Raw genomic sequence first — 23,930 nt, 5'->3', positions numbered from 1 at the left:
TTAACGTTACGTTCAACGAAAGCGGGCATTCTGGTCATATGTCCGCAGAACCTGCACCCCCCTCCCCGGAAGGGCTGCCTCTCCCCCAGGAGCGTTTCCTCAACCGCGAGGAGAGCTGGCTCCAGTTCAACCAGCGTGTCCTGGAGATGGCGGAGGACCCGTCCCTGCCGCTGCTGGAGCGGGTCAGGTTCCTGGCCATCTTCGCCAGCAACCTGGACGAGTTCTTCCGCGTCCGGGTGGCCGGCCTGAAGCGCCGGATGGCCACCGGCCTGCTGCTCCGCACCAAGAGCGGGCTGAAGCCGCGCGAGGAGCTGGCGAGGATCGCGGCGATCGCCGACGGCCTCGCGCAGCGGCACGCGGCCTGCTTCCACGAGAGGGTGCGCCCCGAGCTCACCGCCGAGGGCATCGCGATCGTCCGCTGGAACGACCTGAGCCGCGACGAGCGCACCGAGATGCGCAGGCTGTTCCGGGAGCGGATCCGGCCGGTGCTGACGCCGCTCGCCGTCGACCCGGCGCACCCCTTCCCCTACATCTCCGGGCTCTCGCTCAACCTCGCGGTGACCGTCCGCAACCCGGCGACCGGCCACACGGTGTTCGCCCGGGTGAAGGTGCCGAGCCGGCTGCCGCGTTTCGTCGCGGCGTCCAGGGAGCGCTTCGTCCCCCTGGAGGACGTGATCGCGGCCCATCTGGGCCAGCTGTTCAAGGGCATGGAGGTCGTCGAGCACCACGTCTTCCGGGTCACCCGCAACGAGGACCTGGACGTCGACGAGGACGTCACCGAGAACCTCATGCAGGCGCTGGAGAAGGAGCTGCTCAAGCGGCGGTTCGGCCCGCCGGTCCGGCTGGAGGTGGAGGACACCATCACGCCCGAGGTGCTCGACCTGCTGGTCGACGAGCTGGGCGTGGCCGAGCACGAGATCTACCGGCTGCCCGGCCCGCTGGACCTGACGGGGCTGCACACGATCGCCGACCTGGACCGGGGTGAGCTGAGCTTCCGCCCGTTCGTGCCGGCGGAGGTCGTGCACGTCGAGGACGACATCTTCACGGTGCTGCGGGAGCGGGACGTGCTGCTGCACCACCCGTACGACTCGTTCGCCACGAGCGTGCAGCGCTTCATCGAGCAGGCCGCCGCCGATCCGGGCGTGCTGGCCATCAAGCAGACGCTCTACCGCACCAGCGGCGACTCCCCGATCGTGGACGCGCTCATCGACGCGGCGGAGGCGGGTAAGCAGGTCGTCGTGGTGGTGGAGATCAAGGCGCGCTTCGACGAGCACGCCAACATCAGCTGGGCGCGCAAGCTGGAGCGGGCCGGGTGCCACGTGGTCTACGGCGTGGTGGGCCTGAAGACGCACTGCAAGCTGGCCCTGGTCGTACGGCAGGAGCCCTCCGGCGAGCTGCGCACCTACTGCCACATCGGCACGGGCAACTACAACCCGAAGACGGCGCGGCTCTACGAGGACCTGGGGCTGCTGACCGCCGACCCGCTGGTGGGCGAGGACGTCACGGACCTGTTCATCCACCTGACGGGCTACTCCAACCACACGGCCTACCGGCGGCTGCTGGTCGCCCCGCACTCGCTGCGCGGCGGCCTGCTGGCCAGGATCGACCGGGAGATCTCCCACCAGCGGGCGGGCCGTCCGGCCCGGATCCGGATGAAGACGAACTCCCTGGTGGACGAGCCGCTCATCGACGCGCTGTACCGGGCCTCGCAGGCGGGCGTCCCGGTGGACCTGTGGGTGCGCGGGGTCTGCACGCTGCGGCCGGGGATCCCGGGCCTGTCGGAGAACATCCGGGTCAGGAGCGTGCTGGGCCGGTTCCTCGAGCACTCGCGGATCTACGAATTCGGCCAGGGCCGCAGGCCGGAGATCTGGATCGGCAGCGCCGACCTGATGCGCCGCAACCTGGACCGCCGGGTGGAGGCGCTGGTGAAGGTGACCGGCCAGAAGCACCGGCTCTACCTCAGCGACCTGCTGGACCGGGCGATGGCGGAGGACACGGCGACGTGGTGGCTGAACGCGGACGGCTCCTGGAGCCGGCACCGAGGCGAGGACCTGCAGAGCCACCTGGTGGGCACGCGGCGGTGGAGGTCGGTCGATGACTGAGCCCGTTCGGGCGCGCACCCGTCCGGGCGGCATGATCCGTGCCGCCGGGGCGGTGGTGTGGCGGGGCGAGGAGTCGGCTCCGGAGATCGCCGTCGTGCACCGGCCGGGGTACGGCGACTGGTCCCTGCCGAAGGGCAAGCTGAAGCAGGGCGAGCACGTGATCGCCGGGGCGCTGCGCGAGGTGGCGGAGGAGACCGGGGCGACGGTCGTGCTGGGCCGGGCCCTTCCCCCGGCCCACTACATGAAGGGCGGCCGGCTCAAGCGGGTCGACTACTGGGTGGCGCGGGCGGTCGCCGAGGGGACGCCCACCGCGGCGGACGAGGTGGACGAGGTGGCCTGGCTGCCGCCGGAGGAGGCGTGGCGGCGGCTGACCTACGAGCAGGACGCCGAGCTGCTCCGGTCGCTGTTCCGGTCACCGTCGGGGGCCCCGCTGGCGACCGTGCCGCTGGTCCTCGTCCGGCACGGCGTGGCGGGTTCGCGCGACGCGTGGGAGGGCGACGACGACCTGCGTCCCCTGGACGGGACCGGGCGGGCGCAGGCGGGGCGGCTGGCGGACGCGCTGGCGGGCTACCGCCCGGTGGAGCTGGTCAGCTCGCCGAGCCTGCGGTGCGTGCAGACCCTGGAGCCGTACGCCGGGCGGGCGGGCCTGGAGATCCGCCGCGAGCCGCTGCTCTCGGAGAGCCGTCACGACCCCGCCGAGACCCTGCGCGTCGCGACGGCGTTGCTGGAGTCGGGCGCGCCGGCGGCGCTGTGCAGCCACGGCAAGGTGCTCCCGGGACTGATCGCCGGCCTCGTCGGCGGACCGGACGAGGTACGGCTCGACAAAGGCGCGTTCCTGGTCGTGCACCGGGCGGGCGGCCGGATCGTCGCCGCGGACCGCTACCCCGCCTGAGACGGGCCGGACGGCCCCGCGGGGGCGGGGCCGTCCCCGGTCTCCGGGGCGGTCGTCCCGGCGCCCCGGGGCGCGTGCGGCGGCCGGTCGTACGGGTGCGGGTGCGCGGCGGACCGGGCCGCCGGGCGGATCAGAGGAGCTTGGCGACGGCCTTGGCCGTCTTCCGCCACACCTCGGGGAAGTCGGCGTGGGCCCGGTCGGCGCGGGCCCGCTCCAGGCCGGTCAGGACGCCGTAGGTGAAGGTGTCCTCCCCGGCCCGCCGCGCGGCTCGGGCCTCGGCCGCCAGCCGCCGCTGGGCCACCACGCCGTCCTGGTGGGCGCCGAGCACCTCCTGCACGGTCTCCGCCCGCTCGGCGAGCTCGGTCATGCCGAGTGATTCGGCGGTGTAGCGGGCCCGTTTGGCGGCCTTGCGCACCTCGTGCAGGGCGGTCGCCCGCTCGCCGGGGTCCTCCGCCTCCTGGGCGGCCTGGGCGGCGCTGTAGGCGCGGGTGACGCGCTGCCAGCTCCTGACCGCGACGGCGGTGAGGGAGGCGGCGGGCCGGCCGGCGTCCTCGGTCAGCGCGGGGGTGGCCAGGAGGTCGTCGAGGGCGTCGAGCAGGGCGAAGTAGCGTTCGCCGCCGAGTGCCTCCCTGATGCGGTCGTGGGCCTCGTGCTCGTCGTCGAGCAGGTCGGAGCCGAGGCGGGCGCGGACCGGGCCCGCGACCAGGTCCTCGTCCAGCCCGTCCAGGGCGCGGGCGAAGCGCTCCCTGATGACCTCCAGGTCGCGGGCCTCGCCGAGGACCTCGCCCAGCCATCTGAGCTCGTCCCGCAGCGGGCGGGTGCCGGCGACGATCCCCTTGAAGGACTTCAGGGCGCTGCGCGTCCGGCGGCAGGCGACGCGCATCCGGTGGACGGCGTCCTCCTCGTTCCGGCGCACCCGGGGGTCCTCGGCGAGCAGGACGGCGGCCTGGGAGGCCAGGTAGCCGACGACGGCCTCTCCGGCGCTTCCCGGCGCGGTCCGCGCGAGCCGCGGGCGGGGGATCCCGCGGGCGGCGCCGAGCAGGCGGGCGAGTTTGCTGGCCGATCCGGCGGGGACCGCCCCCGCCTTGCGGAGCCGCTTGCCGACCTTGCGCAGGAGCTTCGCGTCGCCTTCGATCAGCTCGGCCTCGACCTCGCGCCAGCGCTCGACGTACGGCTCGCCGCCGAGCACGGTGCCCTTGACCCGGTCGTCGGCGATCTCCACCAGGCGTACGCCCGCGCCGTTGCGCAGGTGGGTGACCGAGCGGCGGGTGTCGAGCTCGGCGACCGGCGTGAGGGGGGCGCCTCTGGTGTAGGCGAGGACGAGGTCGGCCAGCTCGGCCGGAACGATCTTGGTGCTGGGGGTCAGCGGACGGGTGATCTCCCGCCGGACGCCTTTGGCCTTGGGCAGTTTGAGGTGCCAGCCGGGGTCGAGGCCCCCTCTGCGGCGGCGGAGGGTGATGCCGCGGGCGGCGAGTCTCAGGTCGGGGGTGTCGAAGTAGATCGCGACCAGCCGGTGGGACTTGGGGCCGGCGGTCTCGTCGCAGCCCGGCAGTCCCGTCAGGTCGGGGAGCCGGTAGTCCTCCGGGACGTCGAACTTGTCCTCGATCTCCATCGCCACGAGCCCACCCCTTTTGCCCGACCATCTACCATGCTATCGCGTTATTTACCGACAATCCGTTATTCACCCGTGGCGACCTTGCGCACCACGGCGAAGACGCGCCGGAAGGGGAAAGGCGTGCCGTACGGCCGGCGGGGATAGGCCTCGTTCAGCAGGATCCCGCAGTCGGTGAGGAACTCCTCGTGCTCGGCCTCGGGCAGGCGGTCGAGCATGGGGCGCAGGGCCGTGCCCGCGATCCAGCCGAGGACCGCGTTCCGGCCCGGCAGGACGTGCAGGTAGGTGGTCTCCCAGGCGTCCACCTCGCGGCCCGGTCCGGCGAGCAGGTCCAGATAGTCGGCGGGCCCGCCGACCGGGTCGTGCCGGACCAGGTCGCCGAGCCAGTCGAACCACTTGACCCGGATCACCTCGCGGACCGCCTCGTGGCTGGGCTCGTGGAAGTTGCCGGGGACCTGGAAGGCGAGCCATCCGCCGGGGGCGAGGTCCTCGACCCAGCGCGTCAGCAGCTCCGGGTGGTCCGGCACCCACTGCAGCACCGCGTTGCACACGATCACGTCCACCGGGCGCTCCGGGCGCCAGTCCGCGACGCCGCCGACGGAGAAGGACAGCCGGTCGCCGGCCGGGGCCCGCTCGATCATCGCGGGCGAGGAGTCGAAGCCGTGGACCTCGGCCTCCGGCCAGCGCCGGGCCAGCTCCGCGGTGAGCTCGCCGCTGCCGCAGCCCGCGTCGACGACGTAGCCGGGGCGCTCCGCGCCGATCCTGGCGACCAGGTCGTGGAAGGGGCGCGCCCGCTCCTCGGCGTAGCGGGCGTAGACCTCGGGGTCCCACATATCTCTTGACATCAAGATAATCGATATCAAGTTATATATCTCGATGTCAAGACAGATACACTCCCTGCCATGACCTCGCACCACCCGGACAGGACCGAGGACGAAGTCGACCGCCTGGTCACCGCCTGGCGGCAGGAGCGTCCCGACCTCGACGTGGAACCGCTCCAGGTGCTCAGCCGCGTCTCCCGGCTGGCCCGCCACCTCGACCGGGCCCGGCGCGCGTCGTTCGCCGAGCACGATCTGGAGACCTGGGAGTTCGACGTACTCACCGCCCTGCGCCGGGCCGGCGAGCCGTACGAGCTGAGCCCGGGGGCCCTGCTCCGCGCGACCCTCGTCACCTCCGGGACCATGACCAACCGGATCGACCGCCTGGCCGCCGCCGGACTCGTCACCCGCCGTCCCGATCCCGAGGACCGGCGCGGCGTCCTGGTCTCGCTGACCGAGGCGGGCCGCAAGCGCGTGGACGACGCCTTCGCCGACCTGCTCCGCCGCGAGCGCGAGCTGCTGGCCGGCCTCGGACAGCATGAACAGCAGGCCCTCGCGGGCCTGCTGCGCACGCTACTCATCCCTTTTGACGCGACGGACACCGGAGCACCCTGAACCACAGGACTCTCTGTGCCCGCTCTGCGGGGGATAAACGCGATCTGCGGAATGTCATTCGCCGAGGCGGTCGGCGAGCTCCATCCACGCGGTCTCGATGTCGTCCTTCTCGGCCCGGACCGCCTTGAGCTCCGCGTCCAGCTCGGCCAGGCGGCCGTAGTCGGCGGCGGCCGCCGCCATGGAGTCGTGCAGCTTCGCCTCCCGGCCGGCCAGCTTGTCGAGCTGGCGCTCCAGCCGGGAGAGCTCCTTGCGGAGCTCGCGCTCCTCCTTCGCCGACAGGCCCGGACCGGCCTCCGCGGCCGGGGCGGCGGAGGCGGCGGCGCCCGAGGGGGCCGCCGGGGAGGGCGCACCGGAGCCCGAGGCCGCGCGGGCCGACAGGGCCGCGCCCGAGGCGCGCCGCTGGAGGTATTCGTCCACGCCGCCGGGGAGCATCGACAGCTTCCCGTCGCCCAGCAGCGCCACGCAGCGGTCGGCGACCCGCTCCAGGAAGTAGCGGTCGTGGCTGACCAGGATCAGCGTGCCGGGCCAGCCGTCGAGCAGGTCCTCCAGCTCGTTCAGCGTCTCGATGTCGAGGTCGTTGGTCGGCTCGTCGAGCAGCAGGACGTTGGGGTCGTCCATGAGCAGCCGGAGCAGCTGCAGGCGGCGGCGCTCGCCGCCCGACAGGTCGCCGACGACCTTCCACTGCGCCTCGCCCTTGAAGCCGAGGCGCTCCAGCAGCGCCGAGGCCGTCCACTCCTTCTTGCCGACCTGGACGAACTTGCGGATCTCCTCGACGGTCTCCAGCACCCGGCGGGACGGGTCGAGCTCGCCCAGCTCCTGCGACAGGTGCGCCAGCCGTACCGTCCGGCCGCGCACGACCTTGCCGGAGTCGGGCTGGACGGTGCCGGACAGCAGTCGCAGCAGCGAGGACTTGCCCGAGCCGTTCACCCCGATCAGGCCGATCCGGTCGCCGGGGCCGAACTGCCAGGTGCAGCGGTCGAGCACCAGCGGGCCCTGGTCGGGTCCGCCCGCGTGCAGGGTCACGTCCTCCAGGTCGTAGACCGTACGGCCCAGCCGGGCGGCGGCGAACTTCACCAGCTCGACGCTCTCCCGCGGCGGCGGCTCGTCGGCGATCAGCGCCTGGGCGGCGTCGATGCGGAACTTGGGCTTGGAGGTGCGCGCGGGCGGGCCGCGGCGCAGCCAGGCGATCTCCTTGCGCATGAGGTTCTGCCGCCGGGCCTCGGAGGCCGCGGCGATGCGGGCGCGCTCGGCCTTGGCCAGCACGTAGGCGGCGTAACCGCCCTCGTAGCGCTCGACCGCGCCGTCGACGACCTCCCACGTCCGGGTGGAGACCGCGTCGAGGAACCACCGGTCGTGGGTGACGACCACCAGTGCGGTCCGCCGCGCGGACAGGTGCCTGGCCAGCCAGTCGATGGCCTCGATGTCCAGGTGGTTGGTGGGCTCGTCCAGGATGATCAGGTCGTGCTCCTCGATGAGGAGCCGGGCCAGGGCCGTACGGCGCCGCTCACCGCCGGACAGGCTCCGCGCCGGGGCGGTCAGGTCGATGTCGCCGAGCAGGTTGGCGAGGATCTCTCGGATGCCCGCGTCGCCCGCCCACTCGTGCTCGGGCCGGTCGCCGAGGACGATCTCGGCCACCGAACGCGCGGGATCGAGGTCGTCGCCCTGCGACAGGGTGCCGACGTGCAGGCCGCGGTTGTGCGTGACCCGGCCCTCGTTGGGCTTCAGGTGGCCCGCGATCACCGAGATCAGCGTGGTCTTGCCGCCGCCGTTGCGGCCGACCACGCCGATGCGGTCGCCCGCCTCGATGCCGAGGGAGACGTCCTTCAGCAGCGGCTTGGGACCGTAGGAGTGGGAGACCGACTCAAGATTGACCAGATTCATCTTGTGACAAGGGTATCCGAGGCGGCGCGGGGCTCCGGCTTCCCGGCGTCGCGCTCCTCGGTCCCGCGCCGCCCCCTGCCCGGGCGGCGCTCAGGGGTGGCCTGACCCCGGACGGATGGGACGGCCCGCCCTGCCGGGGCGGTGCTCAGGAGTAGTCGGACCCCGGACGGACGATCATGAGGACCACGACGGCCGCCCAGAGCAGGTTGTAGACCCCCGCGAGCATGCCGAGGGTGCGCAGCCGCCCGCCGTCGTCGGGGTCGGCGAGCGCCTCGCTCTGCAGCGGCCGGATCCACAGGGTGAGCAGCCCGCCCGCGGCCGCGGTGAGGGCCATGGAGACGCTGATCCAGATCTCACCGATCCGGCCCTGGACGAAGGCCAGGACGATCCCCACGACGGGCACGATGACGGCGAGCACGCCGTAGCCGCGGGTGACGCGGTGCATCGCGACGGCCACGGCCCGGTTGCGGTCACCCGGCTCCTCCGGACGCGGACCGGCGGTCGCGTCCGCGGCGGCCGGGTCCGCCGCGTCCACCGGGACGCCCGAGGCCGGCGGGACGGCCGACGCGGCACCCGTCGGGGCGCCCGAGGCGACCGGGACGGCCGGCGAGGCCGCGGCGATCGGGGCGTAGCGGGGGAACAGGCTCGCCGCGACCGCGGAACCCCCGACGAACACGATGCCGGCGAGCACATGTATCGAGAGCAGCAGACCTTCCACGGGTTCCTCCCATCGCAACCTTCAGGATGCCTGAAGCGTAACAGATGCTTCAGGCGGTCTGAAGGTTGCGGTAGGCCAGGAGTCCGCGCCGCCCGGGACCTCTCCTCGGGACGGAACCGCCCGGGGGAGGGCTGTCTGATGGAGAACCTCCCGGTGGAAGGCCACCGACGAGAAGCCGGCGGGGGCCCGGCGGAGGATCCCGCCCGGCGGAGGACGGAGATCAGGGCTGGGCGCGTCCCCCGAAGGCCGCACGCACGGTGTCGGCGATCCGGCGCTGGACCGGGTCGGCGTCCGGGCCGAACAGCAGCTCGTCGACCTCGGTCACGGCCTTCATCGCCTCCCGCATGAGACGCTCGCCCTCGGGCGTGAGCTCGATGGCCGAGGCGGATCCGGCGCGGGCGGTGGTGTCGCGGACCAGCCCGGCGCCGGACAGCGCCTTCACCGCCGAGTGGACGCTCTGGACGGTGATCCCGGACATCCGCGCCAGGTCGCTGAACGAGGCGCCGGGCACCCCGGAGATGTGTCCGAGCAGACCGAACCTGCTGACCGTCAGCCCGAGCGGCGCGAGAGCCGCCCCCAGTTCGGACTCGATCCGGTGCGCCAGGGTGAGCAGCACGATGGAGGGGCTGGTCGCCGGCGGGCCCGGACGGGCGTTCTCGATCGTCACCGCCCAAGTCTCCCGCACCGCTCCCGGAGGGACCGCGCACTACACGACGGCGGGTCCCGGGACGGGGCCGTGGGCGGTCAGGACCTCGCGGGCCACGCCCGCGCCCCGCAGCGCCCCGGCGAGTTCCCCGGCGTGCGCCGCGGAGGCGGCGAGGAAGGCGCAGGTCGGTCCGGAGCCGGAGACGAGCGCGCCGAGGGCGCCGTGCCCGCGCCCGGCCTCCAGGGTGGCGGCCAGGGAGGGGCGCAGCCGCAGGGCGGCCCGCTGCAGGTCGTTGGTCAGCTCGGCGCCGAGCGCCTTGGCGTCGCCGTCGCGGAGCGCGGCCAGCAGCGCCCCGGCGGCCCGGGGCTCGGCGACCGGCAGCCCCTCCTCCGCCCGGATGCGGTCGCACTCGGCGTAGACCTTCGCCGTGGACAGGCCCCCGTCCGCCAGCGCGAACACCCAGTGGAACGGCCCGGCCGCCTCCAGGGGGGTCAGCCGCTCGCCCCGGCCGGTGCCGACGGCGGTGCCGCCGAGCAGCGCGAACGGCACGTCGCTGCCGAGGTCGGCGGCGATCTCCATCAGGTCCTCCAGCGGCAGGCCGAGGCCCCACAGCTCGTTGCAGGCGACCAGCGCCGCGGCGGCGTCGGCGCTGCCCCCGGCCATGCCGCCGGCCACCGGGATCGCCTTGCGGATGGCCAGGCTCACGCCGTACGAGCGGCCCGCGTGCCGGGCCAGCGCGACGGCGGCCCGGATGGCGAGGTTGTCGTCGTCCTCGGGCACCTGGTCGGCGGACTCGCCCTCGACCCGGACGCTCATCCCGGTCTCCGCGGCGGCCGTCACCTCGTCGAAGAGCGAGACCGCGTGGAAGACGTTGACCAGGTCGTGGTAGCCGTCGTCCCGGAGCGGCCCGACCGCGAGCTGCAGGTTGACCTTGGCGGGGACGCGGACGGTCACGGAGTTCATGCGGCGCCCTCCACCGGCTCTTGCTCATGCATGGTCACCGATGGTAACGGGGGCGCCGGTCCGCCCACGCCAGCACGTCGACAAATCACGCTATGTGCGGTTCTCGGCGATCCGCGCGAAATCTTCCACCGTGAGCTGCTCCCCCCGCTCCGAGGGGTCGATCCCCGCGGCGCGCAGCGCGCTCTCGGCGGCGGCGGCCGTACCCGCCCAGGAGGCCAGGGCCGCGCGGAGGGTCTTGCGGCGCTGCGCGAAGGCGGCGTCCACGACGGCGAAGACCTCCTCACGGGTCGCCCCGGTCGCCGGAGGCTCCCGGCGGGTCATCGCCACCAGCCCGGAGTCCACGTTGGGCACAGGCCAGAAGACCGTACGGCCGACCGGGCCGGCGCGGCGGACGTCGGCGTACCACGCCGCCTTGACCGAGGGGATCCCGTAGATCTTCGAGCCCGGCGCGGCCGCCAGCCGGTCGGCCACCTCCGACTGGACCATGATCAGGACGTTGCGGAGCGAGGGCAGGACCTCCAGCAGGTGCAGCACCACCGGCACGGAGACGTTGTAGGGCAGGTTCGCCACCAGCGCGGTCGGCCTGTCCTCCGGCAGCTCCTCCGGCAGCACGCGCATGGCGTCGGCGAGCACCACCGTGAGCCGGTCGGCCAGCTCGGGGGCGTGCTCGGCGACGGTCGCCGGGAGCTGCGCGGCGAGCACCGGGTCGATCTCCACCGCGACCACCGAGCGGACCTCCGGCAGCAGGGCCAGGGTGAGCGAGCCCAGGCCGGGGCCGACCTCGATCACCACGTCGTCGGGGCGCAGCTCCGCGGTCCGGACGATCCTGCGCACCGTACCGGCGTCGATCACGAAGTTCTGGCCGAGTTTCTTGGTCGGGCGGATGTCCAGCCTCTGTGCAAGATTACGTATCTCCACCGGGCCCAGCAGGCTCATGCTCGATCTCCGCCCCCGGGCGCGGCGCAGGTGCGCACCCCGCCGTGCCTGCGGTCTCGTCCGCGTCCGATCACTTTCCCTCTCCCCATGCCATCCGACAAGTCTCGCGCATCGAATGCCGTGCGAAGACGCATCCTGGACACGAAAGGCTCGCCTGTGGATACCGTTGTCCCCCGGGGGACGGCCTTCGAGGGCTCATTCGAGGGTTCAAGGGACGATGATCTTTTGGGTGAGGTGGCCGTGGACCAGCCCGGCGTCGAAGGGCTCCGCATCGGCGATCCCGAGCGGATCGGGCCGTACCGCCTGCTCGGACGCCTCGGCGAGGGCGGCATGGGGACCGTCTACCTGGCGCAGGCGCCCACCGGGCGGCCGGTCGCCGTCAAGGTGGTGAAGGCGGAGTTCGCGATCGAGGAGGGGTTCGCCTCCCGGTTCCACGCGGAGGTGGAGAACGCCCGGCGGGTGGCCTCGTTCTGCACCGCCCAGGTGCTCGACAACGGCAACGCCGACGACGGCCGGCCGTACATGGTGACCGAGTACATCGCGGGCACCCCCCTGTCCCGGCAGATCTTCCAGCACGGCGCGCTCGAACCCGGCCCGCTGCACGGCGTGGCCCTCGGCGTGGCCGCCGCGCTGGCCGCGATCCACGTGGCCGGGCTGGTCCACCGCGACCTCAAGCCGGCCAACGTGATCCTGTCGCTGTCCGGGCCCCGGGTGATCGACTTCGGCATCGCCCGCGCGCTGGACTCCACCTCCGGGTTCACCAAGTCCGGCGAGGTGCTCGGCAGCCCCGGCTGGTGGGCTCCGGAGCAGGTACGGGGCCAGGAGATCACCCCGGCGGCCGACATCTTCGCCTGGGGCTGCCTGGTCGCCTACGCCGGGAACGGCCGCCACCCCTACGGCCGCGGAAACATGATCACCATGGCCTCCCGGCTGCTCAACGGCCCGCCCGATCTGGGCGCGCTCCCCGCCCCGCTGAACGACCTGGCCCGGCTGGCCACCTCGATGGACCCCTATCAGCGCCCGACCGCCCAGGACCTGCTGATCGCCCTGGTCGGCGGCGGCATCGCGGCCCCGGCTCCCGCGGCGGCCCTCCCGGTGGACCCGCCCACGCTGGTCGCCACCGACGCGCTGGCCGAGTCGTGGCAGGCCCCGCCCAACGTCGAGTCGGACGCCACGCTGACGCTCAGCGTCCTCGACCTGCAGGTCCCCGCCGCACCCGCGCCCGCGGAGCCCTCCACGGTGCCGGGAGCCGCCACGGGCCCCTCGATCCCCCCGGCGCACACCGCGCCCACCGACCCCCGGGTGCCCCCCGGAGCCGTCGGACCCGCCACCGCCACGCCGCCCGGAGCCGCCGGAGCCGGGCCCCCCGGAGCCGTACCGCCCGGAGCGGCCGGACCCACCGAAGCCACCGGGCCCGCCGGGCCCGCCACTGCAGCGCCGCCGAGGCCCGCCACCACGCCTTCCACGCCTCCGGGGCCCGCGGCGACCGCGCCTTCCGCGCCTTCCGTGCCTTCCGCGGCTCCGGGGCCCGCCGCGGCCTTGGTTCCCGCCTCCTTCTCCGCGTCTCCGGCGACGTCGGCGGTCCCGGCCGGACCGGCGGTACCGATGAAGCCGCCGGTCCCGGCGGAGCCTCCCGGCCGGTCCGGCCGGACGGGGACGCCCCGGTGGCGGTGGGTGCTCGCCGGGCTGGCCGTGGTGGCCGCACTGGCCGTCACGGGGGCCGTGCTGGCGAACGTCGTCGGTGGAGGGCGGAGCCCGGCGACGCCGTCGGCCTCCGGGGGCGCCGACGTGGGCGCCGACGTGGGCCGCCGGATCGCGCTCGGCGCCGCCATCGGCGGCCCGCAGCTGATCGTGCCCGTCGCGCCCTCCTGCAATCTGGCCTCCTACCGGGGGGCGGCCCCGGCCCGCGGGCGGTTCTGCGCGGTCCGCTGGACCCTGCTCAACACCGGCGGCGAGGAGGTCCGGCTGAGCCGTACTCCGCTCGTCCTGGTGGACGACCGGGGCTCCGCGCACACCCCCGAGCCGGTCTCGTCCGGGCCGCCGTCCGTCCTGGCCCCCGGCGGCAGGGCGGACGGGGTCCTCGTCTACGACCTTCCGCCGGCCCGCGGGCCGCTCAAGCTCACCGGCCCCGTGGTCGAGAGTGGCGAGGACATCGAGGTGAAACTGTCGTGAGGCTCCTGACCGCCCTCGTCGCCGCGGTGGCGCTCCCCGTGCTCCCCGCGCTCCCCGCCCTTCCGGCGCTCCCCTCCGCCGGACACCTGCCCGCGTCCGCCTGCGCCGGCACCGGCACCGAGGACCCCGGCGAGGACTTCGACGGTGACGGGGTGGACGACGCCGTGGTCGGCGACCCCCTGGCGGACGCCGGTCCCCCGGAGGGCTCCGGGGGACCGGGGAGGGCCGACGGCGCCGGAGCCGTGCACGTGCTGTCGGGCGTGGCCGGGCAGGGCGGGGAGGGAACGGCGGTGACCGCGCCCTCCCCCGCGGCGGGCGACGGCTTCGGCTGGTCGGTCAGGCTGGTCCACCTCGACGGCGACCGCTGCGCCGACCTGCTCGTCGGCGCGCCGTACACGGACGTGGCGGGAGTGCGGGACGCGGGCGCGGTCTACGCCGTGTACGGCGGGGGCCGGCGGGAGCCCGTCCGCCTGGCCGCCCCGGTCCCGGAGGCGGACGCCCACTTCGGCTGGTCCCTGACCGGGCGCGGCCCCCTGGTCGCGGTCGGGGCGCCGCACGAGGACGCCGAGGGGGTGGCCGACTCCGGTGCGGTCTATCTGTTCGAGACGTCCGCGCTCGGCACCGCCCGGCGGCTCTCCCAGAACACCGAGGGGGTCACCGGCAACGGCGAGGCCGGGGACATGTTCGGCTGGGCCGTGGAGCTCGGCAGGCTGGGCGGGGACGCCGGGGAGCCCGACCTCGCGGTCGGCCTGCCGTACGAGAACGACGACGGGCAGGGTGTGCAGGCCGGTGAGGGGAACCTCGACTCGGGCGCGGTGACCGTCCTGTTCGACGTGCGGGCCAGGACCGGTGCGCAGCTGTCCAGGAAGTGGGACCTCCGCGAGGTCCTGGACGCCGAGGCGGGTGACCGGTTCGGTTACGCCCTCGCCTACACCGAGCAGGGCGACACGTCCTATCTCGCGGTGGGCGCCCCGCTCGGCGACGGCGGATCGGTGCGGGACTCCGGCCTGGTCCAGCTCTTCCAGGCGTCCAGCACGGCGGAGATCACGCCGGGTCCCACGCTCAGCCGGGGCGCGGAGGGCTCTCCCGGCGGCGGGTACGGCTCCGCGCTGGCGTTCGCCTCCGGCGGGGACGTACGGCTGGCCGTGGGCGTGCCGTTCGACGGACCGGATCAGCGGGGAGGCGTCCACCTGGTCCCGCCCGCCGATCCCGCCCGGTCCCGGATGGTGTCCGGGACCGAACCCGGCGGGCGCCTGGGCTGGTCGCTGGCCTCCGCCGGGAACAAGCTGGTCGCCGGCGCCCCGGACCACGGTCCCTCCGGGGCCGTGGCGCTGCTGGGCCGTAACGACGGGGCGGTCACCCTGCTCTCCCCCGGCGCGGACCGAATCCCGGCCGTCACCGGCGGCGCCTCCGTCGACTTCGGCGCGGCGGCGGGCTGAGGATCACCGGGCCCCGCCGGGGATCCTCAGCCCGCCGACGAGGTTCCCCGGCCGGCTCGAGCGCACCGGATCCACGAAGGCCGCGGACACCGCCGGGTCTCGGACCCACGAAGGCCGCGGACACCGCCGGGCGGGCGGTCATCAGGCGGTCAGCAGGATCACCAGGCGCCGAAGGCGGTCTCCCCGTTCGCGCTGACCGCGGCGGCGAGCTCGTCCGGCTCCATCCCCTTGACCTCGGCCAGGCAGCGCACGATCAGCGGGATGAGGTAGGGCGCGTTCGGCTTGCCCCGGTGCGGGACCGGCGGCAGGTAGGGCGCGTCGGTCTCGACCAGGATCAGCTCCGTCGGAGCCACCGCCGCGGCCTCCCGCAGGTAGCCGGCGTTCTTGTAGGTCACCGGCCCGGAGAAGGACATGAAGTAGCCGGCCTCCGCGCACGCGGCGGCCATCTCCGCGTCACCGGAGTAGCTGTGGAAGACCACCACGTCGGGCGCGCCCACCTCGGCGAGCACGCGCAGCACGTCGTCGTGGGCCTCCCGGTCGTGGATGACCAGGGCCTTCCTGGTCCGTTTGGCGATCTCGATGTGCGCCCGGAAGCTGGCGTGCTGGTCGTCCTTGGACGCCCAGTCGCGGTAGTAGTCGAGCCCGGTCTCGCCGACGGCCCTGACCTGCGGCTCCCTCGCCAGTTCCTCGATCTCCGCGAGGACCTCCGGGGTCGAGGCGTGCGCCTCGTTGGGGTGGATCGCCACCCCGGCGTAGACGTCGCGGTGGAGCCGGGCGACGTCGGCGTTCCACCGGGACGAGGCGAGGTCGTAGCCGATCGTGATCAGCCGGGTCACCCCGACCGCCCGCGCCTCCTCGACGATCCGCTCCACGCTCGCCTCGGCCGCCTGCGCGGCCTGGGCGACCGGGTCCCCCGAGGACGCCTGGCGGTTGCCCACCATGATGTCGAGGTGGCAGTGGCTGTCGAACACTTCGCCGGTCAACGGCTCCGGCGCGGCGGGCATCGTGGTCACCCTGCCCAACCTACCGCCCGGAGATCGGCGGTCCCGTCCCGAGGGAGGCCTGCGGCCCGTCCCGGGGAAGCCTGCGGCCGCGCCTCCGGCAGCCCGGTCGGCCGCACGGTGGCGCCGGTCACCGGTTGCCGCCGGGCTTGGGCAGGGGCCTGGGCCGCGGCACCGAGCGCGGCCGGGGGGCCTGCCGCCGGTGCGCCGGCCGTGCCGGGAACGGAGTCGGCCCGGCGACCGGCGAGTGGGCCGCGACCGGGGCGGCGAAGGCGACCGGAGCGGCGGGCACGACCGGGGCGGCGTCGGCCGCGGCCGACGGGACGAAGGAGACCGCGGTGGTGATGGCGACCGGGGCGGTGGGGGTGACCGGGGCGGTGAGCTGAACTCGCATCTCTGTTCCTCTTCTTACTACTACGTATTTAGTACTCTGTTTGGAGTGGTTAAAACGTAGTACTACGATTAAAGTGGTGTCAACACCGAACTCCAGGGAGAGAACGTGATGCGGCAGAACCCGGCACGGCGGGCGGCCCTCCTCGACGCGGCCATCGAGGTCCTGGCCCGCGAGGGGGCGCGCGGCCTGACCTTCCGCGCCGTCGACACGGAGGCGAAGGTGCCCAACGGCACGGCCTCCAACTACTTCACCAACCGCGACGACCTGCTCACCCAGGTCGGTCACCGCTTCTACGAGCGCCTGGCGCCCGAGCCCGGCATGCTGGCGGCCTCGATGGAGGGGCCGCGCGACCGCGACCACGTCACCCGCCTCATGCACGACCTGGTGGAGCGCATCAGCGACTTCCGCTCCGGCTACCTGGCCCTGCTGGAGCTGCGGCTGGAGGCCACCCGCCGCCCGGAGCTGCGCCGCCTGCTCACCGAGCGCGTCCGCGCCGACCTCGACTTCAACGTCGACAACCATCTGCGGTCCGGCATGCCGGGTGACGAGACCACCGTGGTCCTGCTCTATCTGGCACTGAACTGGCTGATCGTGGAAAGGCTCACCCTGCCCGACGTCTTTCCCGCCGACCGGATCCACACCCTGGTCACCGACGTGGTCGAACGCGTCCTGCCCGGCCCCGGCCGCCCGGACTGAGGCCGGAGCCCGGGGCGGAGCGGGTCACCCGGCGGTCCCGGGAGCGGGCACGGCGCGCTCGGCGGCGCGGCTGACCCGCTCCCAGCCGGCCCAGGTCTCCATCCGCCGCCGGGAGACGTCGAAAGCCAGGTCGTAGGCCATGCCGCCGAGCAGCAGCCGGAGCGGCGGGTCGTCGCTGTCGACCAGTTCCAGCACCGCCTCGGCGGCCAGGCGCGGCTCGCTGTCGACCGATCCCTCGGCCCACTGCTTCTCGATCTCGGCGCGGAGCGGGCCGTACGGCTCGGCGGGCGCGGTCATGGCCATGCCGGTGTAGAGATCGGTCCAGTAGCCGCCGGGCTGCACGATGGTGAGCTTGACGCCGAAGCCCGCGGCCTCCATCGCCAGCGCCTCGCTCATCCCCTCCAGCGCGAACTTGCTCGCGCTGTACATCCCGGTGGTCGGGAAGCCGCCGAGGGCGGCGATGCTGGAGATCTGCAGGATGTGGCCGGAGCCCTGCGCGCGCAGGTGCGGCAGTACGGCCTGGCAGACCCAGAGCGCCCCGAAGAGGTTGACCTCGAACTGGGCGCGGGCCTCGGCCTCGGTGAACTCCTCGACCATCCCCGAGGACATGGTCCCGGCGTTGTTGACCACGACGTCCAGCCGGCCGAAGTGCTCGGCGGCCGCGTCCACGGCGGCGAAGACCGCGTCGCGGTCGGTCACGTCGAGGGGAAGGGCCAGCAGCCGGTCACCGTACCGGTCGCCGAAGTCGTGCGCGGCGACGGTCCGGGCCGCGGCGGCCACCCGGTCGCCGCGTTCCAGCGCGGCCAGGGTGAACGCGCGGCCCAGGCCGCGGCTCGCGCCGGTGACGAACCAGGTGCGGGAGGGGGCGGTTCCCGGGGTGCGCATACGGATTCTCCGATCGTTCACTTAACGAGTCGAGACGGTCCGTCTCGCTCCATGGCGATGACGGTACCGGAGGCGCCTTCATCAAGTCAAGACGGTCCGTCTCGTCTAGTTGTTGTTAGGTTGGGTCGCATGACGACGCAGCGCACGACCACCGCCAACGCGGCCCGCCGCAGCGAGACCTCCCGGCGGGCCATCCTCACCGCGGCGTTCGACCTGGCCGGTGAGGTCGGTTACGCCAGGCTCAGCATCGAGGGCATCGCGGCCCGGGCCGGCGTCGGCAAGCAGACGATCTACCGCTGGTGGCCCTCCAAGGGCGCGGTGCTCTTCGACGCCTTCCTGATGCTCAGCGAGGGAGCGGAGGGCGACCCCGCCCTCCCCGACACCGGGGACCTGGAGGCCGATCTGAAGACGGTCCTGCGCGCCACCGTCGCGGAGCTGGACGACCCCCGCTACGACGAGCCGATGCGCGCCCTGAACACCGAGATCGCCCACGATCCCGAACTGGCCGCCGCCTACGCCGAACGGCTGGAGGGGCCGATGCGGGAGCGCAAGAAGGATCGGCTGCGCAGCGCCCAGCGGGCCGGGCAGCTCGCGGCGGACCTCGACCTCGACGTGGCCGTCGAGATGCTGTGGGGCCCGCTGCAGAACCGGTGGATGCTGCGCGGCGGGCCGCTCACCCCCGAATACGCCGACCGCGTCGTCGAGACCGCGCTGAACGGCCTGCGCCCGCGTCCCTGAACGCCGACCCCTCGCCGGCTGCTCGACGGCCTCCCGGAAGACGCACGAGCCGCCCGGACCTCGGGTGGTCCGGGCGGCTCCGCAGAAACCGACGGGGCGACCGGCGGGGAGACCGGCGGGCGCGGCTACTCGCCGAGGCGGGCGAGCTCCTCGTCGACGATCTTCGGGTCGAGCTTGCGGAACAGCGGGGTCGGCGGGGCCAGCGGGGTGCCTGGCCTGATGGAGGCGGACTCCCAGCGGGCGGCGCCCTCGTAGGACCCGGTGATGACCGGGTAGCTCCGGCCGTCCTCGTCGACCTCCTTCATCTCCGGCATGCCCGACCAGACGCCGGTGCCGCCGAGCATCGCGTAGATCTTGTTGGAGGAGGTGGGCAGGAACGGGGTCAGCAGCGTCTTGGCGTCGTCGACGACCTGCAGGGCGACGTGCAGGATGGACTTGACCCGCTCGGGGTCGTCCTTGATCTTCCAGGGCTCCTGCTCCGCGAGGTATCTGTTCGCGTCGCGGACGACGTCGAACGCCTCGTTGACCGCGTTCTTGAACCGCGAGCGGTTCAGCTCCGCGCCCACCGGGCCGAAGGCCGCCCGGGACCTGGCCAGCAGGGCGCGGTCGGCGTCGGTGAGGTCGCCGGCCTCCGGGATCGCCCCGAAGTTCTTGGCGGCCATGGAGATCGAGCGGTTGACCAGGTTGCCCCAGGCCGCCACCAGCTCGCCGTTGTTCCGGTTGAGGAACTCCGACCAGGTGAAGTCGGTGTCCTGGTTCTCCGGCCCGGCCACCGCGATGTAGTAGCGCAGCGCGTCGGCGTCGTAGCGGGCCAGGAAGTCGCGGACGTAGATGACGACCTGGCGGGAGGAGGAGAACTTGCGCCCCTCCATGGTCAGGAACTCGCTGGAGACCACCTCGGAGGGCAGGTTGAGCGCGCCGAGCGAGCCGGCCGTGCCGCCGCGGGCGCCCTGGCCGTTGTAGCCGAGCAGCAGCGCCGGCCAGATCTCCGAGTGGAAGACGATGTTGTCCTTGCCCATGAAGTAGTAGCCGCGGGCGTCGGGGTTCTGCCACCACTGCCGCCAGGCGTCCGGGTCGCCGGAGCGGCGGGCCCACTCGATGGAGGCGCTGAGGTAGCCGATGACCGCGTCGAACCAGACGTAGAGCCGCTTGTTGGCCTGGTCGCTCCAGCCCTCCAGCGGGATCGGCACGCCCCAGTCGAGGTCGCGGGTGATCGCGCGGGGATGCAGGTCGCCGAGGAGGTTGAGGGAGAACTTCAGCACGTTGGGCCGCCACTCGCCCTGCTTGGACTGCAGCCACGAGCCCAGCACCTCGGCGAAGGCGGGCAGGTCGAGCATGAAGTGCTCGGTCTCCACGAAGACCGGCGTCTCGCCGTTGATCCGGCTGACCGGGTTGATCAGCTCGATCGGGTCGAGCTGGTTGCCGCAGTTGTCGCACTGGTCGCCGCGGGCCCCGTCGTAGGAGCAGATCGGGCAGGTGCCCTCGATGTAGCGGTCGGGCAGGGTGCGGCCGGTGGAGGGCGAGATCGCCCCCATCGTGGTCTTGGGGAAGATGTAGCCGTTGGCGTGCAGGCCCTTGAAGATCTCCTGCGCCACCGCGTAGTGGTTGGCCGTGGTGGTCCGGGTGAACAGGTCGTAGGACAGGCCCAGGGCCGTGAGGTCCTCGGCGATCAGCCGGTTGTAGCGGTCGGCGACCTCGCGGACGCCCAGGCCCTCCTTGTCGGCCTGGACCTGGATGGGCGTGCCGTGCTCGTCGGTCCCGCTCACCATGAGGACCTTGTTGCCCGCCATCCGCTGGTAGCGGCTGAAGACGTCGGACGGCACGCCGAATCCGGAGACGTGCCCGATGTGGCGGGGGCCGTTGGCGTAGGGCCAGGCGACCGCGGTCAGGATGTGCTGGGACATGTTCTAAGCCTAGAGCCTGTCCTGTGAATCTTCCTCCCGGTTAGGCCCCGGTGCTCAGGCGGCGGGTCACGCCGTGCCGCTGTCCGCGCCCGTCTCCACCGGGACGACGCCGTCCGCGGTGCTCCCAGCGTTTCCGGCGCTCCCGGCGCGCTCCCGGCTGACCGCCTCGGCGGCCTCCTCCGCGGCGGAGGCCGCCACGTCGATGGGCGTCTCCTTGGTACGGCGGATGCCCAGGATGCTGATGAACAGCGCCGCGAAGATGGTCTGGAAGCTCATGATCAGCGCGGTGGCCGAGGGCACCACGATGCGCAGCGACTCGGACGGGATCAGCGGCCCGAAGCTGCGGGTCTGCCAGTGGACCAGCGAGGCGACCAGTCCGCCCAGCCCGGCCAGGGCCAGCAGGCCGCCGGCGATCAGGCCCTTCTCCAGGCTCACGATGTCGACGAGCTTGCGCACCCGCCGGTCCTCCGGCAGGAACCCCTCCTCGGCGGCGTACACCTTGGTGAACAGGGCGAACAGCACCGCCTGGAAGCCGATCACCAGCATGGCCGAGGCGCCGACGAGGGTGTCGACGTCGAAGGCGAGCTTGCCGATGTAGACCGGGCCGAAGGTCAGCAGGGTGCCCGCGACCAGGCCGAGGGTCATCATGACCAGGCCGGGGATGAAGAACAGCCAGCGCGGGCTGTAGAGCATCAGGAAGCGCAGGTGGCGCCAGCCGTCGCGCCAGGAGCGCAGGTGCGGGGGCCGGCTCCGCCCGTCCGGGGAGAGCGTGGTGGGCACCTCGCGCACGTCCAGCCCGGACAGCGTCGAGCGCACCACCATCTCGCTGGCGAACTCCATGCCGCCGGTCTGCAGGCCGAGCCTGAGGATGGAGTCGCGCCGGAACCCGCGCAGGCCGCAGTGGAAGTCGCCGATGGCGCTGGGGAAGAACAGCCGCCCGATGAAGGAGAGCACCGGGTTGCCGAGGTAGCGGTGGAGCGGGGGCATGGCGCCCGGCGCGATCCCGCCCTTGAAGCGGTTGCCCATCACCAGGTCGGCGCCGTCGCGCAGCTGCTCGACGAACGGCATCAGCGCGGTGAAGTCGTAGGAGTCGTCGGCGTCGCCCATGATGACGTACGTCCCGCGGGCGGCGCGGATGCCGCCGATGAGGGCGTTGCCGTACCCCTTGGCGTCCACGTGCACGACCCGCGCCCCGGCGTCCCGGGCCAGCTGCTGCGAGCCGTCGGTGCTCCCGTTGTCGGCTATCAGGACTTCTCCGTCGATCCCGTGTTCCCGCATGCAGGCCAGGGCCTTGCGTACGCAGGTCTCCACGGTCTCCGCCTCGTTGAGGCACGGCATGACCACGGTCAGTTCCACGTCTCGAACCCTTCAGTCACGGCACAGGCAATCCCACCATGATGCCCTCTCGTCCGGGTGCCCGCGTCGAGTCCGTCAAACGGCTGGCATTCTGTAATGCATGGTGACCGTCGCGGATCCTCCACCTCCGACCGGTGCGCGCGCCCGTCTCCGGGCGTTCCTGCACCGCCACCGCGTGTTCGCGGTGGTGCTGGCGGCGGCCTTCGCGCTGCGGGTGGTCACCATGCTCGGGTACGGCCCGGCGCTGTGGTTCAACGACTCCTACGAGTACGTCTCCGGAGCCGTCAACCCCGATAGACCCAGTGCCCTGCGGCCGAACGGTTATTCCTTCTGGCTGCTCCTGCTGCGGCCGTTCCACAGTTTCAGCCTGGTGGCGTTCACCCAGCACCTGATGGGCCTGGCCGTCGGCGTGCTGGTGTACGCCCTGCTGCGCCGGAGGTTCTCCCTGCCGGGGTGGGGGGCGGCGCTGGCCGCGGTGCCGGTGCTCTTCGACGCCTACCAGATCCAGCTCGAACACCTGATCATGTCCGACACCATGTTCATGCTGCTGGTGGTGGGCGTCATCACGCTCGTGCTCTGGCACCGGCGGATGACCTGGCCGATGGGGGCGCTGATCGGCCTGCTGCTCGCGCTCACCGCGCTGACCCGCTCGATCGGCCTGCCCATCCTCGCCCTGGTGGTGGTCTACCTGCTGGTCAAGCGGTCCGGGTGGAAGCCGGTCGCGGCCATGGTGACCGCGTGCGCGATCCCGGTGGCCGGCTACATGGCCTGGTTCGCCTCGGCGCACGGCAACGTCGCGATGACCAACAGCGACGGCGCGATCCTGTACATGCGGACCGCGATGTTCGCCGACTGCAGCAAGATGGAGATCGACAAGCGCAGGGAGCTGGAGCTCGCGCTGCTGTGCATCAGCGATCCGCCGGACAAGCGGCTCTTCGGGCAGATGTACCTGTGGTGGGCGCGCAACGGCCAGCGCTTCCACGCCTTCGGGGTGGGCACGACCTTCACCCCCGAGATGAACAAGACCGCCGGCGACTTCGCCAAGCGGGCGATCCTCTCCCAGCCCGGTGACTACCTCGCCGTCGTCACCCGGGACTTCTTCCGCGCCTTCCGCTGGGACCGGCCGCGCTTCCCCGACGCCAACACCTACCGGCAGTACGAGTTCCTCCCGGAGAACAAGGTGCTGCCCGCCTGGTCCTCGCCCAAGGGCAGCACCACCGACCGGGACGCGCAGATCTACGACCCCGATCTGCCCACCGCGCAGATCGAGGGCAGGCTCCGGGTGATCGGCACCGACGTGCACGATCCGTGGGCCGCCTTCATGCAGGGCTACCAGCGGATCGTCCGGCTGCCCGGCATCGTGCTCGGCGCGCTGCTGCTGATCGGCCTGGGCGGGGTGGCGGTGCGCTGGCGCACGCTGGGCGGGCCGGTGCTGCTGCCGTGGCTGGCCGCCTTCGGGCTCATCCTGGCCCCGGCGGCGACCGCCGAGTTCGACTACCGCTACCTGCTGCCCGCGGTGCCGCTGGCCTGCCTCGCCGCGGCGATCACCCTGGCCCGGCGTCAGCCGGGCTTGATCCAGTCCCCGGTGAGCATCCGCGACGACCAGTCCTCGTACGGGATGACCTCGCCGGTCAGCACCGGGTAGAGCCACCAGAGGTTGGCCAGCGCGAGCAGCGCGAACGTCCCGGTCAGCGCGGCTCCCAGCGCCCTGCGGTTGAGCGGGGCGCGCGCCGGGCCGATGACGAGTCCGGCGGCCAGGACGAGGGCCAGGATCATGAACGGGACCATGGGGATGGCGTAGAACATGAACATGGTGCGGTCGTCGGCCAGGGCGTAGTAGAACCAGGGCAGCCAGCCGGCGGCGTAGGCCAGGAGCACGGCTCCGGCGCGCCAGTCGCGGGTGGCGACGTACCAGGCGACCATGGCGACGAGCGCGGCCAGCCCGCCGTACCAGATGACCGGCGTGCCGACCGCCAGGACCTCCTGCGCGCAGCTTCCCCCGCCGCACCCGCTCGCGGGGGTCTTCCAGTGGAACACGACCGGGCGCAGCAGCAGCGGCCACTCCCACGGCTCCGACTGGTAGTCGTGGTGCTTCGCCAGCCCGGTGTGGAAGCCGAGGACCTGGAAGTGGTAGGCCAGCCAGGAGCGGACGGAGTCGAAGA

The 23,930-nt window shown here is 73.1% G+C and carries 21 protein-coding genes; 8 read left to right on the top strand and 13 right to left on the bottom strand.

Annotated elements, in window-relative coordinates:
* Positions 1-38: 38 nt before the first annotated feature.
* Both IEZ07_RS14210 and IEZ07_RS14205 read left to right on the top strand, forming a co-directional pair.
* Positions 39-2,102, top strand: a complete 2,064-nt coding sequence (locus IEZ07_RS14210; RefSeq protein WP_191895199.1) for an RNA degradosome polyphosphate kinase — start codon at positions 39-41, stop codon at positions 2,100-2,102.
* A complete protein-coding gene (locus tag IEZ07_RS14205; RefSeq protein ID WP_239320028.1) occupies positions 2,095-2,994 on the top strand; it encodes an NUDIX hydrolase in 900 nt (299 codons plus the stop codon). Before IEZ07_RS14210 ends, IEZ07_RS14205 begins: the two co-directional genes overlap by 8 nt.
* A gap of 130 nt (positions 2,995-3,124) precedes the next feature.
* Here IEZ07_RS14205 and IEZ07_RS14200 read toward each other — a convergent pair whose 3' ends face one another.
* Both IEZ07_RS14200 and IEZ07_RS14195 read right to left on the bottom strand, forming a co-directional pair.
* Positions 3,125-4,606: a CYTH and CHAD domain-containing protein gene (locus IEZ07_RS14200; RefSeq protein WP_239320030.1), complete on the bottom strand. Its 1,482-nt coding sequence runs from the start codon at positions 4,604-4,606 to the stop codon at positions 3,125-3,127.
* Between the two features lie 65 nt (positions 4,607-4,671).
* Entirely contained in the window at positions 4,672-5,451 is a 780-nt protein-coding gene (locus IEZ07_RS14195; RefSeq protein ID WP_239320029.1) for a trans-aconitate 2-methyltransferase, read from the bottom strand.
* 57 nt (positions 5,452-5,508) lie between these two features.
* Here IEZ07_RS14195 and IEZ07_RS14190 point away from each other — a divergent pair, with 57 nt between their 5' ends.
* On the top strand, positions 5,509-6,039 hold the full coding sequence (locus IEZ07_RS14190) for a MarR family winged helix-turn-helix transcriptional regulator (protein ID WP_191895197.1): 531 nt from the start codon (positions 5,509-5,511) through the stop codon (positions 6,037-6,039).
* 54 nt (positions 6,040-6,093) lie between these two features.
* On the opposite strand, the gene IEZ07_RS14185 is transcribed toward IEZ07_RS14190, so the two are convergent.
* The 5 genes from IEZ07_RS14185 to rsmA all read right to left on the bottom strand — a co-directional run bounded on the left by IEZ07_RS14185 (position 6,094) and on the right by rsmA (position 11,183).
* Positions 6,094-7,920, bottom strand: a complete 1,827-nt coding sequence (locus IEZ07_RS14185) for an ABC-F family ATP-binding cassette domain-containing protein (RefSeq protein ID WP_191895196.1) — start codon at positions 7,918-7,920, stop codon at positions 6,094-6,096.
* Between the two features lie 145 nt (positions 7,921-8,065).
* Complete coding sequence (locus tag IEZ07_RS14180) at positions 8,066-8,638, bottom strand: hypothetical protein (RefSeq protein ID WP_191895195.1); 573 nt, start codon at positions 8,636-8,638, stop codon at positions 8,066-8,068.
* A gap of 220 nt (positions 8,639-8,858) precedes the next feature.
* A complete protein-coding gene (locus IEZ07_RS14175; protein WP_191895194.1) occupies positions 8,859-9,305 on the bottom strand; it encodes a MarR family winged helix-turn-helix transcriptional regulator in 447 nt (148 codons plus the stop codon).
* Between the two features lie 39 nt (positions 9,306-9,344).
* The gene (locus tag IEZ07_RS14170) at positions 9,345-10,247 is read right to left on the bottom strand and encodes a 4-(cytidine 5'-diphospho)-2-C-methyl-D-erythritol kinase (protein ID WP_191895193.1); all 903 of its coding nucleotides are present in this window, start codon (positions 10,245-10,247) and stop codon (positions 9,345-9,347) included.
* Positions 10,248-10,337: 90 nt separating this feature from the next.
* Positions 10,338-11,183: a 16S rRNA (adenine(1518)-N(6)/adenine(1519)-N(6))-dimethyltransferase RsmA gene (rsmA, locus tag IEZ07_RS14165; protein ID WP_068901066.1), complete on the bottom strand. Its 846-nt coding sequence runs from the start codon at positions 11,181-11,183 to the stop codon at positions 10,338-10,340.
* Between the two features lie 234 nt (positions 11,184-11,417).
* Here rsmA and IEZ07_RS35655 point away from each other — a divergent pair, with 234 nt between their 5' ends.
* Together IEZ07_RS35655 and IEZ07_RS14155 are read left to right on the top strand one after the other, a co-directional pair.
* The gene (locus IEZ07_RS35655) at positions 11,418-13,355 is read left to right on the top strand and encodes a serine/threonine-protein kinase (protein WP_239320031.1); all 1,938 of its coding nucleotides are present in this window, start codon (positions 11,418-11,420) and stop codon (positions 13,353-13,355) included.
* Positions 13,352-14,794: an FG-GAP repeat protein gene (locus IEZ07_RS14155; protein ID WP_191895192.1), complete on the top strand. Its 1,443-nt coding sequence runs from the start codon at positions 13,352-13,354 to the stop codon at positions 14,792-14,794. Before IEZ07_RS35655 ends, IEZ07_RS14155 begins: the two co-directional genes overlap by 4 nt.
* 158 nt (positions 14,795-14,952) lie before the next feature.
* Here the strand turns inward: IEZ07_RS14155 and IEZ07_RS14150 are convergent, their stop codons facing one another.
* Positions 14,953-15,798 (bottom strand): TatD family hydrolase, encoded by an 846-nt coding sequence (locus IEZ07_RS14150; RefSeq protein WP_191895356.1) that lies wholly within the window; start codon positions 15,796-15,798, stop codon positions 14,953-14,955.
* Between the two features lie 127 nt (positions 15,799-15,925).
* Positions 15,926-16,189 (bottom strand): hypothetical protein, encoded by a 264-nt coding sequence (locus IEZ07_RS14145; RefSeq protein WP_191895191.1) that lies wholly within the window; start codon positions 16,187-16,189, stop codon positions 15,926-15,928.
* Between the two features lie 108 nt (positions 16,190-16,297).
* On the opposite strand from IEZ07_RS14145, the gene IEZ07_RS14140 reads away from it, so the two are divergent.
* Positions 16,298-16,885 carry a TetR/AcrR family transcriptional regulator gene (locus IEZ07_RS14140; protein WP_191895190.1) on the top strand — a complete coding sequence of 196 codons (588 nt, stop codon included), beginning with the start codon at positions 16,298-16,300 and terminating at the stop codon, positions 16,883-16,885.
* Between the two features lie 24 nt (positions 16,886-16,909).
* Here the strand turns inward: IEZ07_RS14140 and IEZ07_RS14135 are convergent, their stop codons facing one another.
* Positions 16,910-17,770, bottom strand: a complete 861-nt coding sequence (locus tag IEZ07_RS14135; RefSeq protein ID WP_191895189.1) for an SDR family NAD(P)-dependent oxidoreductase — start codon at positions 17,768-17,770, stop codon at positions 16,910-16,912.
* 129 nt (positions 17,771-17,899) lie between these two features.
* On the opposite strand from IEZ07_RS14135, the gene IEZ07_RS14130 reads away from it, so the two are divergent.
* Complete coding sequence (locus IEZ07_RS14130) at positions 17,900-18,508, top strand: TetR/AcrR family transcriptional regulator (protein WP_191895188.1); 609 nt, start codon at positions 17,900-17,902, stop codon at positions 18,506-18,508.
* Between the two features lie 125 nt (positions 18,509-18,633).
* On the opposite strand, the gene metG is transcribed toward IEZ07_RS14130, so the two are convergent.
* Both metG and IEZ07_RS14120 read right to left on the bottom strand, forming a co-directional pair.
* Positions 18,634-20,412 (bottom strand): methionine--tRNA ligase, encoded by a 1,779-nt coding sequence (metG, locus tag IEZ07_RS14125; RefSeq protein WP_191895187.1) that lies wholly within the window; start codon positions 20,410-20,412, stop codon positions 18,634-18,636.
* Positions 20,413-20,478: 66 nt separating this feature from the next.
* Positions 20,479-21,768, bottom strand: coding sequence for a glycosyltransferase (locus IEZ07_RS14120; RefSeq protein ID WP_191895186.1), 1,290 nt, complete (start codon positions 21,766-21,768; stop codon positions 20,479-20,481).
* Between the two features lie 100 nt (positions 21,769-21,868).
* Between IEZ07_RS14120 and IEZ07_RS14115 the strand changes: the two genes are divergently transcribed.
* Positions 21,869-23,413 (top strand): hypothetical protein, encoded by a 1,545-nt coding sequence (locus IEZ07_RS14115; RefSeq protein ID WP_191895185.1) that lies wholly within the window; start codon positions 21,869-21,871, stop codon positions 23,411-23,413.
* Here the strand turns inward: IEZ07_RS14115 and IEZ07_RS14110 are convergent.
* Positions 23,329-23,930, bottom strand: a 602-nt coding sequence (locus IEZ07_RS14110; RefSeq protein ID WP_507763582.1) for a dolichyl-phosphate-mannose--protein mannosyltransferase, incomplete at its 5' end; no start/stop codon positions are given. The genes IEZ07_RS14115 and IEZ07_RS14110 overlap by 85 nt on opposite strands.

Source organism: Planomonospora parontospora (assembly GCA_014647935.1).
Lineage (GTDB): Bacteria > Actinomycetota > Actinomycetes > Streptosporangiales > Streptosporangiaceae > Planomonospora > Planomonospora parontospora.
This window is presented reverse-complemented; position numbering and strand designations above follow the sequence as displayed.